Source organism: Segatella copri (assembly GCF_019249795.2).
GTDB lineage: Bacteria > Bacteroidota > Bacteroidia > Bacteroidales > Bacteroidaceae > Prevotella > Prevotella copri_B.
On sequence record NZ_CP156892.1, the window covers coordinates 307865 to 323799 of the forward strand.

The 15935-nt window shown below is 47.2% G+C and carries 12 protein-coding genes and 1 riboswitch; of the genes, 7 read left to right on the forward strand and 5 right to left on the reverse strand.

Going from position 1 to position 15935, the window contains the following annotated elements:
- A complete protein-coding gene (dcm, locus tag KUA48_RS14260) occupies positions 1-1020 on the reverse strand; it encodes a DNA (cytosine-5-)-methyltransferase (RefSeq protein ID WP_218433416.1) in 1020 nt (339 codons plus the stop codon).
- A 1028-nt stretch (positions 1021-2048) separates the two neighbouring features.
- Here dcm and KUA48_RS14265 point away from each other — a divergent pair.
- Positions 2049-2222, forward strand: a complete 174-nt coding sequence (locus KUA48_RS14265) for a hypothetical protein (protein WP_006846351.1) — start codon at positions 2049-2051, stop codon at positions 2220-2222.
- 88 nt (positions 2223-2310) lie between these two features.
- Positions 2311-3165, forward strand: a complete 855-nt coding sequence (locus KUA48_RS14270; RefSeq protein WP_006846350.1) for a TIGR02452 family protein — start codon at positions 2311-2313, stop codon at positions 3163-3165.
- A 70-nt stretch (positions 3166-3235) separates the two neighbouring features.
- Here the strand turns inward: KUA48_RS14270 and KUA48_RS14275 are convergent, their stop codons facing one another.
- Positions 3236-3517 (reverse strand): hypothetical protein, encoded by a 282-nt coding sequence (locus KUA48_RS14275; RefSeq protein ID WP_006846349.1) that lies wholly within the window; start codon positions 3515-3517, stop codon positions 3236-3238.
- Positions 3517-3628: riboswitch (SAM-I-IV-variant riboswitch) on the reverse strand. (Overlaps the previous gene by 1 nt.)
- Positions 3629-3925: 297 nt before the next feature.
- Here KUA48_RS14275 and KUA48_RS14280 point away from each other — a divergent pair.
- Entirely contained in the window at positions 3926-5065 is a 1140-nt protein-coding gene (locus KUA48_RS14280) for an ATP-binding protein (protein WP_218433415.1), read from the forward strand.
- A 43-nt stretch (positions 5066-5108) separates the two neighbouring features.
- Positions 5109-5528, forward strand: coding sequence for a secondary thiamine-phosphate synthase enzyme YjbQ (locus KUA48_RS14285; protein ID WP_218433414.1), 420 nt, complete (start codon positions 5109-5111; stop codon positions 5526-5528).
- Positions 5529-5611: 83 nt separating this feature from the next.
- Here the strand turns inward: KUA48_RS14285 and ltrA are convergent, their stop codons facing one another.
- From ltrA to KUA48_RS14300, 3 genes are all read right to left on the reverse strand, one after another.
- On the reverse strand, positions 5612-7018 hold the full coding sequence (ltrA, locus tag KUA48_RS14290) for a group II intron reverse transcriptase/maturase (RefSeq protein ID WP_218433413.1): 1407 nt from the start codon (positions 7016-7018) through the stop codon (positions 5612-5614).
- 478 nt (positions 7019-7496) lie between these two features.
- Positions 7497-8822 (reverse strand): MFS transporter, encoded by a 1326-nt coding sequence (locus KUA48_RS14295; protein WP_218433412.1) that lies wholly within the window; start codon positions 8820-8822, stop codon positions 7497-7499.
- Positions 8823-8831: 9 nt separating this feature from the next.
- The gene (locus tag KUA48_RS14300; protein ID WP_218433411.1) at positions 8832-12614 is read right to left on the reverse strand and encodes a DUF4922 domain-containing protein; all 3783 of its coding nucleotides are present in this window, start codon (positions 12612-12614) and stop codon (positions 8832-8834) included.
- 136 nt (positions 12615-12750) lie between these two features.
- Between KUA48_RS14300 and rlmN the strand changes: the two genes are divergently transcribed.
- From rlmN to KUA48_RS14315, 3 genes are read left to right on the forward strand one after another with little or no spacing between them, the layout of a single operon-like run.
- A complete protein-coding gene (rlmN, locus tag KUA48_RS14305; protein ID WP_118253805.1) occupies positions 12751-13818 on the forward strand; it encodes a 23S rRNA (adenine(2503)-C(2))-methyltransferase RlmN in 1068 nt (355 codons plus the stop codon).
- Positions 13819-13834: 16 nt separating this feature from the next.
- The gene (locus KUA48_RS14310) at positions 13835-14770 is read left to right on the forward strand and encodes a DUF4837 family protein (protein WP_218433410.1); all 936 of its coding nucleotides are present in this window, start codon (positions 13835-13837) and stop codon (positions 14768-14770) included.
- Positions 14771-14778: 8 nt separating this feature from the next.
- The gene (locus KUA48_RS14315) at positions 14779-15876 is read left to right on the forward strand and encodes a PdxA family protein (protein WP_218433408.1); all 1098 of its coding nucleotides are present in this window, start codon (positions 14779-14781) and stop codon (positions 15874-15876) included.
- The last annotated feature ends 59 nt before the right edge of the window (positions 15877-15935 follow it).

The window sequence follows — 15935 nt, forward strand, 5'->3', positions numbered from 1 at the left end:
TTAATTATTATATGCCATTATCATATTTTGTGCAATTTTTTCTATAACAGGAACACTTACAGAATTTCCAAGTTGTTTATAGGCCTGATTATCAGACACAGTAAACTTAAAATCGTCAGGAAAGCCCTGCAAACGTTTAGCCTCCAAAACAGATAGCTTCCGATCTATATCCCAAAGTTTTGGAGTTCTTCCTGCAATGATAGTTGGCGCATAAGTATCCAAACACGCATAGAAAGCTTCCTGAATTTGGGTCTTAGCGGCATCACCAACATGAAATCTCAAAGACCCATCAGGCTTTTGGAAAGAATAGACTCCATATTTTCCTTTTTTAGTATTAGGAGCATACTTGGAGTTATCATGTTGTACCCTCTCTTCTTCATGACAATGAGCAAAATGATATTGTATTCTATCATGTTCAAACTTGCTCAACTTTAACGCAGGATTGTCATCATTTAAATCTACGATATCACGCAATGTAGGACTTATAGCCAAAGGCTGAGGAAATTCAAAAATCACTTTTTTATCAAAGCCAACACAATACCAACGCTCTCTTTTCTGAGGCAGACCAAAATCCAAAGAACTTAAAACCTTCCAATGAATATCATATCCCAGTTCCTTAAGATTATCCAATATTACCCTGATAGTATTACCTCCATTGTGCGACACAAGTCCCTTTACATTTTCTAAAAAAAACATCTTAGGTCTATGATAAGCCAAGATTCGACAGACATCAAAAAATAGCGTACCTCGTGTTTGATCTTCAAAACCCTTACACAAACCTGCATAACTAAAAGGCTGACATGGAAATCCAGCTGTCAGAATATCAAAAGAAGGAATATCTTTCGCTTCTATTTGCGTTATATCCCCAAATGGTTTTTCACCAAAATTATCAAAATATGTTTGCTGAGCAAACACATCTATATCAGAAGAGAAAACACATTTTGCCCCCAATCTTTCCAAAGCCAACCGGAAGCCACCAATGCCACAAAATAAATCAATAAATCTATACTTACTTGCCATTACTCATTTTCGTAAACACAACGAAACATACCAAAAGCGTAAATATGCAATAGAAGCCCCCACCTCATGCATAAAAAACACACAAGATGGGCAGCCTATTTACTTAAATACACTTTTAGCAATACCAATAAAAAGCAGCAAATATTTTCTCCTGGAACAGATAAAACCAATAACCACCAGTAACTGATAATTGATTTATTTCTATTCCAAAAAAAATGAAAATAAGATGTTCGACAATTCGTCTGTAACATCAAAATTGCCGCTATAGATGAGCGTTGAACTTCATTCAGAGAATGGGCTAACACACAATGCCCGAGAGATAGATACAAAAGAAGCGTGAGCTTCCCTTATCTAACTCTCGGGCATTTGGCGTGGCCCATTCCTACAGATAAGTTCAGCCCACGCTATAGCGCAGGCATTCACTTATTCTATGTAGGAAATACGTCTTTAAATCGCCAAATTTCGAGAGTATTCCGAATATCGTAAACGCTTTGTATATTAATATGTTATATATCTAAAGTTTATTCTTTCTGTTTCTTATTATTCTATTTTAATTGTTCAACTTATGTTACAAGGGAGCAGCCGCCTGTGGGGCAACCTTTCCCTTTTCGAGGGCAAAGTTACAAAAAATAAATGAAATATGCAACTTAATACTTCAAAATATCTTTTATCGAGTAAATTTTACTTGAAGCATCAAAGGAGAAATACTGGTCATCCATAATCAAATAATCCTATCTCTGCTTCTTACTCAGACTCTTAATATCGGGAAACATAGATATCGGTACTATCACTTCTCGACCATCAGATATGCAAATTGAAGCTCATTTTTTCCAATCAGTGATTGGAAAATGTTTTGGAAAGCCTTATAGAATCTTGTTAAGTTCTATAAACAACTCTTAGCAAATCTCTTGCTATATGTATTATTAATAGAACAAATACACATTTTTTATATAAAAGTTTGGAGAATACAAAGAAAACTTGTAATTTTGCAGCACATATAATAAATTAATTAATAGGAGGACATAAATATGGCAACAGCAATAAAAGCAATCCCTACTTTACATGGCGAAGATGCAATTCGCTTTCGTGAGGAAATGGAAGCAAACGAAAGAGCATTTCTTTCAAGATCGAAAAGGGATAGAAATAAAGACCCCTTTATTATAAAAATGAGAGAAATGTTACGCAAATCAGGATTAAGATAATTAAGAAAAACCAAACTCATGTATTGTGACTTATTGGCAGAAGATTAATGAAGTATTTAAAGATACTTAGCTTAAAACAGAAGAAATCATGATAAACGACAGAAGGCAACTGGCTGACGTGTATCAGCAAACTATAGATATTGTACTGAAGGGACATTACACATCTGAGAATGGGGAGGAAGTGAAACTGCCCGACAACACGAAGATGCTGAAGGGAAGCAGATTCTATACCAAACCGCTGGATGCTTCAAACATACCTACCCTTGCAGATGGTTCCACCAAGATTATCGTGAAGAATGACGACAGCATTCATTGCGGTCATCTGTTGCAACAGGAAGGATACAATCCCGTGGTTCTCAACCTGGCAAGCCGTCGCAACCCGGGCGGTGGAGTGAAGAACGGAAGCCGGGCTCAGGAGGAGAGCCTCTTCCGCAGCACCAACCTCTTTCTCTCAATGTATCGTTATGCGGAATATGCCGAGGATTACGGTCTGGAGAAAAGCAAGTTCCAATATCCGATGCCTGTGAGATTCGGAGGCATCTATGTGCCAGACGCTACCGTATTCAGGGCTGGAGCCAAGGATAACTTTGCCTTGCTCGATACTCCTTACTATATGTCGTTCGTAGCAGTAGCCGCCATCAATCATCCTGATTTAGATAGAGATGGGAACATCTGTGAAGAAGATGCCGCATTGACAAAGAACAAAATGAGGACGATGCTGCGTATCGGTTTGCTGAACGGACACGACAGCATCGTGCTAGGTGCATTCGGTTGCGGTGCCTTCCACAATCCTCCGAAACATATCGCAAGACTGTTTCACGAAGTCATCGACGAGAAGGAGTTCATGGACAAGTACAAGCTCATCGCCTTCGCCATCCTTGAAGACCATAACTCGCCAAGAGGTGGAAACCTGCAACCCTTCATCGAGGAATTCAAGTCATAAACTCCCACAGATTTGGCTTTCCCTTCGGCCGCCGATTTTCAATTCACAGATTCACACAGATGGGGCTTGATTAGCAGTAATCAATGCCTCGTTTCTCACACTCTCCTCGCAGGGCGGCGAGGAAGTAGCTGCGCTCGCTGCCCCAACCACGAACCTTGCGCTCGTGATCTATGGTCTGCTTCAAGCGCTCATCGCTGTATGCAGCAAAGCGGGCAGCATACTCTGAAATTCTTGACTCGGCATAACCTGCATCAACAGTTGATGACTCGGCATTAACTGCCTTAATTGTTGAAGACTCGGCATTAGCTGCCATTACATTCTCATTGTTCTTTAAATCTGAATTTGGATTCATAAAGATAATTATTTTAAGTTGTTAAACACTTACACATTCTTTTACCACCGTGGTTATCTCTATGCGAAACTCGGTTGGTGTGCCACAACTGGGCAACTCTTAATGCTTGATTTCGGGTACAAAAGTACATCATTATTCTGAAACCACCAAATTTTTTCGGGATTATTTTTCTTGTTTTTTTCCTTCTTCTAAAGAAGAAGATTTTTCGGGGTAGCAAATAGCAAGAAAATACCCGACTTGATTAGAAGAGATATACTCGACTTGATTGAAGGAGATTCCCTTAAATGGTTAAACTTTCCTATATTTGCATTATAATAGTATTATAATAATAAAATTATAATTATCTTTGCACCATGATTATCAGAAAGATATAAGACTATTCAAAGACAATAAAGAAGATAATATACAATGATAGAGAATCCGTTTATTCTGCGAGGATACATATCCGACGCTTACTTCTGTGATAGAGAAAAGGAAACCATCGACTTGATAAGAGAAATCAAGAATGGCAATAATATCACCCTGATTGCACCTAGAAGAATCGGCAAGACAGGGTTGGTGCAGCACGTCTATGCCCAGGAAGAAATCAAGGAAAAATACTATACATTTCTTGTAGATATTTATGCCACGAAAACCCTAGCCGACTTCATTCAGGAACTAGGCAGAAGTATTCTGCAAAGTCTGAAACCTAAAGGCACCAAAGTAGTGGAACATTTTCTTAACTGCCTCCACTCACTCCGTTCATCCATCAGCTTCGATATGAATGGCGTACCTTCGTGGGGAGTAGATTTGGGAGAAATCACCAGTCCAACCACAACGCTCGATGAAATTTTCCTTTATCTAGAGAGCGCAGATAAGCCTTGCATCGTGGCCATTGATGAATTCCAAACCATCAGCAGCTATAGAGAAGCTAATGTGGAAGCCATACTGCGCACCTACATCCAGCACTGCCATAATGCCAGTTTCATCTTTGCCGGATCTCAGCGCAATATGATGTCGGAAATGTTCTTGAGCCATGCCCGTCCTTTCTACCAGAGCACCTCCATAAAAACACTGAAAGCTATTGATAGAGATGTGTATGCCGACTTTGCTACTCGTCTTTTCGAGGAAAGACAGAAGCATATCAAACGAGAAACCATTTATCGAATATACGACCGTTTTGACGGCATCACCTGGTATCTGCAAAGGATGCTCAATAAGATTTTCTCGCTCACGGGAAAGGCTGATGACAAGACGAGGGAACTGGCTGATGATAAGATGATGGAACTGGCGCTCAACTCGATTATAGACGAAAGTGCTTTTGCCTATGAAGCCCTCCTTTTCCAGTTGCCAGCCAAGCAAAAGGAACTTCTCTTAGCCATCTGCAACGCTGGCAAGGCTCAAAACATCATGTCATCGGCATTCATCAAGAAGCACAATCTTCCTTCCGCCAGTTTTGTACAAGGTGGTATCAAGGGATTATTGGAGAAAGATTTTGTTACGGAGACGGATGGAACTTACGAACTATACGATAAGTTCTTCGGTGAATGGCTGAAGAAGGAATTATAAAGTATAAAGATAGAAGTATAAGAATATAAAAACAAAGAATGATATGATACAGCAAGTAGAATTTTCATTGCGTCCGCTTCCTCGCGGCTTTCACCTCGTAACCAATGAGGTGATGAGGAACTTGCCAGCGCTGCCTAAGACAGGGATTCTGAATCTCTTCGTAAGACATACCAGTTGCGGATTGTCGCTGAACGAGAACTTCGACCCAGATGTGAGACATGACTTGAAGGGGATCTTCGAAAGACTGGTTCCGGATGGCGACCCAAGATACCTGCACCAGGATGAAGGACCTACGGATATGTCGGCCCATGCCAAATCGAGCATGGTGGGTGTATCGCTCACCATTCCTATTACCAATGGCAGACTGAACCTTGGTACATGGCAGGGAATTTACCTCTGCGAATTCAGAGAGGGAGGCGGAAGCCGACACCTCATCGCAACGATTATCGGGGAAATCGAGTAGGAGGAAAACGAAGCAGTTTTCTTCCTACTTTCGTTTTCCGACCTCTCACACCACCGTACGTGCGGTTCCGCATACGGCGGTTCCTATTTTGGATACCATTCGAGATACGCATCCATTAAAGCAGCATACCCTGCCCTACATAGATGCTCATTTGTTATAGCTTTATGCAGTATGTGGCTGTCTGCTATACGCCAATAGCCCTTGCGAGTATTACCCCATTCGTATGCTTGGTATTTATTGATACCACATTTAATGAGGTTTGCCACTTTTGTCTTGGGTTTCTTCCAAGCTTTCCATATACACATGCGGATTCTACGCCTTAGCCATTCGTCTGTTTCAAGTAAAAGACGCTTCATATTGGCAAGATGATAATAGCCGACCCAACCTCTTATGTATTCTTTCAGCTTTTGCTTTCTCTTGGCATATCCCCATCCGTTGCTGCGACTTGTCAGTTCTTTCAACCTTGACTTCATCTTGGCTTTGGACTTTGGATGCACCGTGAGTTGGCATTTGCCTTTCATCACATAAAAGGAGTAGCCGAGATATTTCACTCCGCGCACATACGACACTACGGTCTTTTCCTTGTTGACTTTGAGATATAGAGTATTCTCTATAAATCGGGTTATAGACTCCTTCACTCGCATTGCAGCCCTCTTGGACTTACAGAATATCATCGAGTCATCTGCATAGCGCACAAAGGGAAGCCCTCTGCGTTCAAGTTCTTTATCCAATTCGTTGAGCATGATGTTACTCAACAACGGACTTAGCGGTCCTCCTTGGGGAGTTCCTTCCTCGCTCGCTTCAAACAAGCCTTTGTTCATTACACCACTTCGGAGATATTTGTGTATAAGGCTGACCACTCTGCCGTCTTTTATCGTACGGCTGAGAATTTCTATGAGTTTGCTATGGCTCACGGTATCGAAGAAGCGTTCAAGGTCAAGGTCTACTACATATATGTAGCCTTCGTTGATTATCCTTTGCGCTCCTCGTAGTGCGTCATGGCATCCTCTTCTCGGACGGAAGCCGTAGCTCGTCTTGGAGAATTGGTTCTCATAGATGGGAGTCAGTACTTGGTTGATGGCTTGTTGCACCAGACGGTCTACTACTGTAGGTATTCCCAACAGGCGCATCTTGCCATTGTCCTTGGGTATTTCTACCCTTTTCACTGGGTTCGGACGGTAAGAACCGTCCATCAAGGAACGGATGAGTTCATCCTTGTTGGTCAAGAGCCATGGGAGCAGTTGCTCGCACGACATCTTGTCGATACCACCACAGCCTTTGTTTCTCACAACAGCCTTGTAGGCTCGGTTGAGATTTGCAGGACTAAGGATTTGCTCGAAAAGGTGTTCCTTGTCGAATGGTACTTCCACGATGTTGTCTTCACACATCCACATGAAGGTCTGCACTCCCCCATACCATTCGGTTTCCGACCTATCTCTTTGGGGGCAGCCATTAACTTGGGATAATGTTTTCTGCATTCTTTCCTTCATAAGGTATGTTTCAATTACTATCGTTTAATTGTTAGGTTCTGCCCTTCGTGCAACGTTATCGACTATTGCACTACTATGGCATCTGCTGACTTCTCACAGCAAGCTTTACTCCATGACTTTCGTAAAGGCAACTAATCGTCATGTCCGTGAGACCTCCTCGGATAAGGGCTTATTCTTTCCATCTTATACCCACTTCATTTACACCAACCATTCCGAATAGCTATAGGACTTTGATTTGTTTAGCAATCTCATCCATGGTCAAATGCCTTATATGAAGTTTCTGTACGTTAGGTCAGATGTTTGCCGCCAGCTTCTTTCAGATTCCACCTCGCAGTGGACACCTTTGCTATTGGCTATACAATTCCCGCTATTAGGGCTTGTTAGGGACTTGCACCCATTAGAATAAACTCATGCCGAGCATACTAAAGATAAAAACGAGGATGTTCGCACATCCTCGTTTTTACGTTAACATAATCATTTATTCTATCGCGTCCAATTCCGTTTCATCCTCTTCCTTCTCCTCTTTCTTTCCGAAATTAGGATCAATCTTCAGGAAAGCAGTAACCAGGAAGGTGATGGCGCAACATGCCATCACGATGATGAAGAACATGCGGTAACCTACCATATCCTTCAGATATCCAGAAACCATGCCCGGCAGCATCAATCCGAGATAGGAGATGCCCGTACAGATGGAATAATGGGAGGTCTTGAACTTTCCCTGACTGTAGAACAGCATGTAGAGGGTAAGAACCGTGAAGCCCAGACCATAACCCAACTGCTCGACAAAAAGACAGCTGGAAACCACGATGAGGTTGCTGTTGAGTGAGTAACTCAGATAGATGTAAACCACATCAGGCAAGGTGATGGCGCAAACCAGAGGCCAGAGCCATTTCTTCATTCCATCCCTGCTCACCAGAATACCACCAAGAATTCCACCCAGCAGCAAACCTATCAATCCCACAGTACCATTGGCAAAGCCATATTCCTGAGGTGACAGTCCCAGTCCACCCTGCGAATTAGGACGGAGGATGAAGGTCTTGGTCATGGTGTTCAGAAGCGCTTCAGGGAATCGGTAGAACAAGAGAAAGAGCATCACACAGACGGTTTCACCCAATCCGAACTTCACGAAGAAGGTGCGGAACATGTTCTTCAGTTCATGAGCCACTTCACCAACCGTCCTGTCGGTCTGCACATCATCCTTCGGGCGAGGCATGAAGCGGCTGTGATAGAGCCACAAACCGATGAAGATACCTGCCAGTCCGTAAAAGATAAGCGCCCATGAGAAGCGAATCTGGTTGCGGAAGAGAACCTGAAGCACACCTGCCAGCATCACCAGAAAACCATTCACAAAGATGATGGCGAGGCGGTAGAAGGTATTTCGCAAGCCTACAAACTTAGTCTGCGTATGTTCATCCAGCTCAATCATGTAGAAACCATCTGCCGAAATGTCGTGGGTGGCACTACAGAAAGCGATGAGGAAGAAGAAGCACATCGTTGCCTGGAACCAGAAGGCGGTAGGCAGCGAGAAGGCGATGCCGGCAAGGGCAGCTCCGATGAGAGCCTGCATGGTGAGCACCCACCAGCGCTTAGTCTTCAGCAAATCTATAAACGGACTCCACAAGGGCTTGATGACCCAGGGAAGGGCGAGCCATCCGGTATAGAGACCCACCTCAGCATCAGTCAGCCCCAACTGCATGTACATCACCACAGAGAGGGCGGTTACGATGACGTTGGGGAGTCCTTCGGCAAAATAGAGGGTCGGAATCCATGCCCATGGACTCCGACTGTTTTTCTTTGTTACCATTTTACATCACTATTTATAAAGTTTCTTGATTTCAGCACCCTGATAGTAGTGCAGCAGGATGGCATCATAATGATAACCCTGCTCGCCCATCACGGCAGCACCAATCTGGCAGAGACCTACTCCATGCCCCCAACCGGCTCCGATGAGTTCGAAACGCTGAGGCACTCCCTGTTCATCCTTATCATATTTATCCACCACGAAGGCTGAACTCAGCAGATGACTGTCGCTCAACGTACGGCGGATTTCGAGTTCCTTACCGATGGTAAAGATCTTCTCTGTTCCGATGATCTGGAGCTTGCTGATTCTTCCACTCTTTCCGCGCTCCACGGCCTTCATGTCTAGGATGGCACCCAGGTCCATCTTCAGTTTGTCGGCGATGAGCTGCTGCAACTTCTCCTGACTGAGCGTTTCCTTCCAGCGGTAGAAATTGACGGTTTCCTGATCATAGTCGTTGAGCACTTCTGACAGGATTTTCTTGTCCTGCGTGTTGCAGAAAGCTGGCGGATTAAAGCGGATCCATTTCTCGGCCTCTTCCTCATTGGTCAGATTAGGCAGTGTATGTTCCACGCCCAGGGCAATGTCGCGAACCGCCGTGAGATAAGTCTTCGGCGTGTCCTCCCAGCAATACTGGAATTCCTCGGTTATTCCGCCGCAGCATTTCGAGAATCTTGCATCGCAGATTTCGTCGCCGTCCATCAGAATCTGTCCCTTGGTCTGGCGGATGGCTTCAGCTACATGGGGCGATGTTTCCTTGGTGATACCCTGGTAGCGCTGGCAGTGGTCGTCGGCACATACATCAAAGAGGGTGTGGTCTTCGCGGTCGTACCAGCGGATGAGCGTATCTTCCTTCTTGGTGAAGGAGAAGAAGTTGTTGCCGCTCTCAGCCACCTCTCGGCGCTTCTTCATCTGTGCCAGGAGCCATGAACGGGAGATGACGGCATGCGCCTTCAGGAGTTCGAGACTCGAAGTGGCACTCATCTCACTGCTGATGACGCTCTCCAGATACTTTTCTACAGGCAACTCATTGATTGCCACAATCTTATCCGATTCTACCACAAAGCGGAGCGTGCCCAGGAAGGTTTGGGTTTCCTTGCGCTCCCAGTGGAAGTTGACACCGATGGTTACGTCGCTCAGCGAAAACGAGGCGTCGGCACTCTGCGGATGAAAGGTAAGCTGGCTGTACTGGTTGCCGTTCCAGAGCACACCGCCCTCAGAGAATTCTACCACCTGTTCGCCCAGCACCTTTTCGCCCTTGGCAAGATAAGGTTTGTTGAGCGAGAAATGAATCTTCTGCGCACTCACGATGCCCACCGTTACGTCGGGCTGCTTACCTTTATTATATAAGGTGGAAGAGGCTTCGGCTGCATCCTCGGCATCCTTAGATGCCTTCAGTTTGGCGATGATGGCGTTCATCTTTTCTTCCGAAACGCCACATTCCTGCAGCAGCGAGAGGGCTTTCTCCTCTGTCAACTTTCGGAAATCTTCCTCACGAGGGGTGATGATGAGTCCGCTCATATCCAGTGCTCCCGGCGAAACCACAAACTGGGCATCACCTTCGGCAAAATAGGCTTCCGGACGGTGCTTTTCTCTCGGAATGACCACGCTGATGAATTCCTCGCCCTTGCGCCAGGAGATGATGTTCATCATCGGTTCGGTTTCGTCGCCACGCTGAGGCATTGCCTTGTAGAGACGGCGGAAGAGGGCCTCATCGCTCTCAGCACTCTTCGAGATGATGACGAAGGCGGGAACGATGAAGTCGCGAACCACTGAGATTTTCTCCTCATCATTGAGAGAGATGATATCGGTCAGGTTGCGGGAGAGACGCTGCCAGTTGGTCTGAAGAGGAAGGATGCCGTTGGTTCCTGCCTGGAAATGAAGATGGTCTGGAGCCGATGCACCACACTTCGGACCATTGTAGAACACCATCAGGTCGCTGTGCAGACTGATGAAGCGGTGCATCTCGCCGTAGTTCTTGTAGATGAGCTGAGGCTGATGCTTGCGTGCCGGAATGGTGAAGTGGACTGGCAGAATCGGGAACGGATTCACCAAAAGATGGAATTTCTCGTCTATCTGCTTCGACATCTGTTCCTTAGGACGGTTCTTGTCGCAAAGGAAACAAGGGCGCTCGCCCAGGGTTTTCTTATCTATCTTGGCGCCCGTACTTACGATGCGGGCTGGGTTCCACTGCAGTTTCAGCAGGTCGGAGAACTGGCGGGTTTCTACATGCTTGAGGTCGCGGAAGCGGTGGCGCGCATCGGTCCAAACCTCCAGCTGACGGTTGAAGAAACGCGAGATGCTGCTGTCTTCCATAATGTCGGCCTTGCCCTGCAGCAGGTGCTGGCGTGCCTTCAGTTCCATGGTGCGCAGGCGGTCCTTATACAGGTTGTTGGCGTTCACCTTCTCTACGCTGAGGGCAGCATCGCTGTTACCTCCCCAGCGGCGGCAGAGGTAGAGTTCGTCGTAGATTCTGCCGATGCGGTAACGGCGCGAAAATGCCAAGCCGAGCGCATAATCCTCACCATACGAGGTGTTAGGAAACTGGATCTGTCTGACCAGCGGAGTGAAGAAGGCGCGCGGAGCACCCAATCCGTTGATACGCAGCGCATTGTTGCATCCGTTTTCATCGGTCCACTCCTTGTGGTCTATCAGTCCCGGTGGCAGGGTGTTGAGGTCGAAGTCGCACATGCGGTACGAGCCTATAATCATGGCAGCCTTCTGCTTGTAGAAGGCATCTACTATCTTCTGGAGTGTCTTTGGTGAAGAATAGAGGTCATCGCTGTCAAGCTGTACGGCAAACTTTCCACAGAAACTGCTGTTGATGGCTTCGTTCCAGCATCCGCCTATTCCCAGGTCGGTTCTCTCCGGCACAATCTGTATCAGGTTGTCGGCTTTAAGTTCATCCAGTATTTCGCCGGTGCGGTCGGTAGAATGGTTGTTTACCACGATGACGTTAAACTTGAAGTTGGCCTTCTGTCCCAGCGCACTCTTCACGGCATCAGCCACCGTCTTTTCGCGGTTGAAGACGGGGATGATGACAGATGCCTCGTATTCAAAATCCTGCTCACCGAAGTCGGGCTGGCGGTAGAAGGTGGTGTCTATCAGGGCGCCCACCTTGCCCAGATGCTGGGTGCATGCCTTTTCCATCTCTATCTGCACCTCGCGGTTGCGCGGGTTTACATAGTCAAACTGCTTCTCGCCGCTCTTACGGGTGTCGAGTTCGGCTTCTGAATAGAGGAATTCGTTGAGATGGAAGATTTCGCCCACGCGGCTCAGATAGAGACGGAGGTCGTAGAGGGCGGCAAACTGATACTCTTCGCGGTCGGGTTGGGCGATGTAGTCGGCCAGCGCCTGTGCCTTGATGCACCAGAGGCTTCCAAAGTCGAAGTCATCTCGCAAAGAACCTGACTGGTAGTCAATTACCGGATGTTTCTCCATTTTGCCTTCCACCATCTTGTAGTGGTCGGCGTAAACCATGACGGCATCCGTATCATCTGCCACTCTGAGGAATCGCTCCAGCGTGTTGTTTCCCCATCCTATGGTGGTGTGGCGGGTACAGATCATCACGTAGTCGGCATCTGTATTTTCAGCGATGCTGACAATGGTGTTACTGCTTTCCAGGCGGTCGGTGATGACAAACGTACATCCTTCGGGCACCTGATGATGAGCGGCAAAATCAGCACTCACCAGGAAGTGGATATGCTGTACTGTCTTGTACTCATGAAGCACCGACAAGGCATTCTGCGCATCATCGATGTATTCGCAAGGCAAGAAAAGGTCTATTTTTTCTCTCATTTTCTTACGTTATTTTTGTTCACTTCAGCCCTTTTCGGGGGGCTAAATCTGTGTTTTTTATCTTTATTTTATCTTATTATATTAAAATATGTGGCAAAGATACTAATTTTTCGGCAAAAAACACTATCTTTGCAGTATGAATAATGAAAAAAAATATCTTTTGGGCCTTACACTTGCCGAATTGAAGCAGGTGGCAAAGGACTTAGGCATGCCCGCCTTCACCGGTGGGCAGATGGCGAAGTGGCTCTATGAGCAGCATGTGAAGAGCATTGATGAGATGACCAACATCTCGAAGGCGAACCGTGCCAAACTCGCTGCCGAATACGAAATAGGATGCTTCGGATATTCCGATGCACAACATTCGGTGGATGGTACCATCAAGTACCTCTTCCCTACCCGAAGCGGCAAATTTGTCGAGACGGTTTACATCCCCGACAAAGACCGCGCCACGCTGTGCGTTTCTTCGCAGGTGGGATGCAAGATGAACTGCCTGTTCTGCCAGACCGGCAAGCAGGGGTTTGAGGGCAGCTTGCCTGCAGGCGACATTCTGAACCAGGTTTACTCGCTGCCGGAGGTGGACAAGCTTACCAACATCGTGTTCATGGGTCAGGGCGAGCCGATGGATAATCTCGACAATGTGCTGCGCGCCACAGAGATTCTCACCGCCGACTACGGCTGGGCATGGAGCCCGAAGCGCATCACGGTAAGTTCGGTGGGCGTGAAGAACAAGCTGAAGCGGTTCCTGGAAGAGAGCGACTGCCATGTGGCCATCAGCATGCACGACCCTATCCCTTCTGAGCGCGCTGAACTGATGCCTGCCGAAAGGGGCATGGGCATTGAGCAGGTAGTAGAACTGCTGAGGAACTATGATTTCTCTCATCAACGCCGCCTGAGTTTCGAATACATCGTCTTTAAGGGCGTAAACGACAGTATGCAGCATGCCAAGGCCATCATCAAGCTGGTGAAGGGACTTGACTGCCGCTTCAACCTGATTCGTTTCCACCAAATTCCAGACATTCCTCTGCAAGGTGTGGATGATGAGAAGATGGAGCAGTTCCGTGATTACCTCACCCAGCATGGTGTCTTCACCACCATCCGTGCCAGCCGCGGCCAGGACATCTACGCCGCCTGCGGTCTGCTCAGCACCTCGAAGAAAATCGGAGAAATCCGTGAGCACGAGGATGAAGAGAAGATGAATAAGTAAGGAAAGGTGGGGAAAAATGGTTAGAGAATCTTTAAAGATCCTACTTGCCGGCTGTCTTTTGTTCCTTTTTCTGGCAAGTTGCAGCCCGGGAGGAGGAAGAAACAGAAAACTGCCCAAGAGCACAGGACAGCCTTACGAGGTGGTACTCAAGGGAGATACCGACAGCATCGTTACGAAGATACTGACGGAAGAGGTGCCAGCCCTGCCCCAACCCGAACCGCTCTGCCGGCTCATCCAGGTTAAGAAGGGCAAGATCCACGACAGCTACCTGCTCGTAAGAACTCGCATCGTAGTGAACATCCCGGCAGCGGAATTCTCAGTCAGGCTGAGCCGCAACGAGAATGCTTCACCGCAGATCGTCATCCGCATCTCTGCCCGCTCGCTGCAGCAACTCAGAGAGAAACTCACCCCCGAGAAACTGCGCCAGCTCGTAGATGAGACTGAACTGGAGCACCTCGCATCCATCATCTCCACCAACCCGAGCAAGCAGAACCGCGAGATGCAACAACTGGTAAAGAAGAACTTCGGCATCAGCATGAACATCCCTGCCGAAATGCAGGCAAGCAAAAAGGCGAAGAACTTCATTTGGATCTCAAACAACGCCAGCTCGGGCATGAAGAACCTCATCCTCATGAAAGTGAAGAGGGAAGAACGAAGAGGGAAAGCTAATTCTGATGCTTTTCCTGCTCAAGAGAAGCAGCAGATTGACAGCATGCTCCGCACAAACATGCCCGGCGAAACCGACAGCATGTACATGATAATCCCGGTCCTTTCAGAAAAAGGACTCTGGGAGATGAAGGGCGACGCCATGGGAGGTCCCTACGTGATGAGGCGCATCCGCCTGAGAAAAACGGGGGATGAAATCATCATCATCGGCTTCGTCTATGCGCCCGAAATGAAAAAGAAAATATTAATCAAGCAGCTAGAAGCTGCGATTTCTACTATAAAATAAAACGATAAATGGACAGCAAAAAGATTAGAGTGGCCATCACTCACGGAGATACCAACGGTATCGGATACGAACTCATTTTTAAGGCATTCAGTGAGCCAGAGATGTTGGAGTATTGTACCCCTATCATCTACGGTTCGCCTAAAGTGGCAGCTTATTACCGCAAGGCGATGAATCTGCCAGCCCAGTTCTCCATCATCCAGAAAGCAGAAGATGCTGAAGACGGAAGAATCAACCTCCTGCCAGCCGTAGATGAGGAGGTAAAGGTTGACATGGGCATGCCTACTCAGGAATCGGGTACGGCAGCCATCAAGGCACTTGACCGAGCCATGACCGACTACCGCGACGAGCTCTTCGACGTGCTCGTTACCGCACCGGTAAACAACCAGAACGCACAATTTGAGGGCTTCCAGTTCAAGGGCCACAAGGAATACATAGAAACTTGCCTGGGCGAAGGTGCCAAAGGCCTTTCCATCCTCTGCGGCGGCGACCTTCGCATCGCATCCGTAACCGAAAAGACTCCGCTCAAGGACGTGCCGGCAGCTATCACCCAGGAGCTCATCATCGAGAAGGTGAAGCAGATGCACACATCACTGAAGCGAGACTTCATGATTACCAACCCGCGCATCGCCGTGCTCGCCCTGAATCCTAGCAACAACGGTGAGGAGAGCTGCGGACCAGAGGAAGCCAGCATCATCATCCCAGCCATTGACCAGCTTGCCGAGCAGAAAATACAAGCTTTTGGTCCTTACCCTGCTGACGAGTTCTTCGGCAACGGCCATTTCGTAGAGTTCGACGGCATCATGGCCATGTATCATGATCAGGCTACTACCCCGTTCCATTCTCTCTACACCGAGGATGGCGTACTCTTTACTGCCGGTCTGCCACTCGTGCACACCGCCGCCAACACCACTCCTAGCTACAGCATCACGGGCTGCAACGAAGCCGATGCAATCTCCTTCCGCCACGCCATCTACTTGGCGCTGGATGCCTTCTGCAACCGCGAAGACTATGATGAGGCCTACGAGAATCCACTGCCTAAACTCTACCACGAGAAGCGTGACGAGAGTGAGAAGGTAAGATTCTCCATCCCTAAGAAAAAGGGATAAGAGAAAGATTCCCTATTCCCGAGAAAAAGCGGAATAAAGAAAGATTCGGGAGGGAAGAT

Coding starts and splice junctions, on each gene's coding strand:
- dcm (WP_218433416.1), bottom strand. CDS start 1,020: ATGGCAAGTAAGTATAGATTTATTGATTTATTTTGTGGCATTGGTGGC.
- KUA48_RS14265 (WP_006846351.1), top strand. CDS start 2,049: ATGGCAACAGCAATAAAAGCAATCCCTACTTTACATGGCGAAGATGCA.
- KUA48_RS14270 (WP_006846350.1), top strand. CDS start 2,311: ATGATAAACGACAGAAGGCAACTGGCTGACGTGTATCAGCAAACTATA.
- KUA48_RS14275 (WP_006846349.1), bottom strand. CDS start 3,517: ATGAATCCAAATTCAGATTTAAAGAACAATGAGAATGTAATGGCAGCT.
- KUA48_RS14280 (WP_218433415.1), top strand. CDS start 3,926: ATGATAGAGAATCCGTTTATTCTGCGAGGATACATATCCGACGCTTAC.
- KUA48_RS14285 (WP_218433414.1), top strand. CDS start 5,109: ATGATACAGCAAGTAGAATTTTCATTGCGTCCGCTTCCTCGCGGCTTT.
- ltrA (WP_218433413.1), bottom strand. CDS start 7,018: ATGAAGGAAAGAATGCAGAAAACATTATCCCAAGTTAATGGCTGCCCC.
- KUA48_RS14295 (WP_218433412.1), bottom strand. CDS start 8,822: ATGGTAACAAAGAAAAACAGTCGGAGTCCATGGGCATGGATTCCGACC.
- KUA48_RS14300 (WP_218433411.1), bottom strand. CDS start 12,614: ATGAGAGAAAAAATAGACCTTTTCTTGCCTTGCGAATACATCGATGAT.
- rlmN (WP_118253805.1), top strand. CDS start 12,751: ATGAATAATGAAAAAAAATATCTTTTGGGCCTTACACTTGCCGAATTG.
- KUA48_RS14310 (WP_218433410.1), top strand. CDS start 13,835: ATGGTTAGAGAATCTTTAAAGATCCTACTTGCCGGCTGTCTTTTGTTC.
- KUA48_RS14315 (WP_218433408.1), top strand. CDS start 14,779: ATGGACAGCAAAAAGATTAGAGTGGCCATCACTCACGGAGATACCAAC.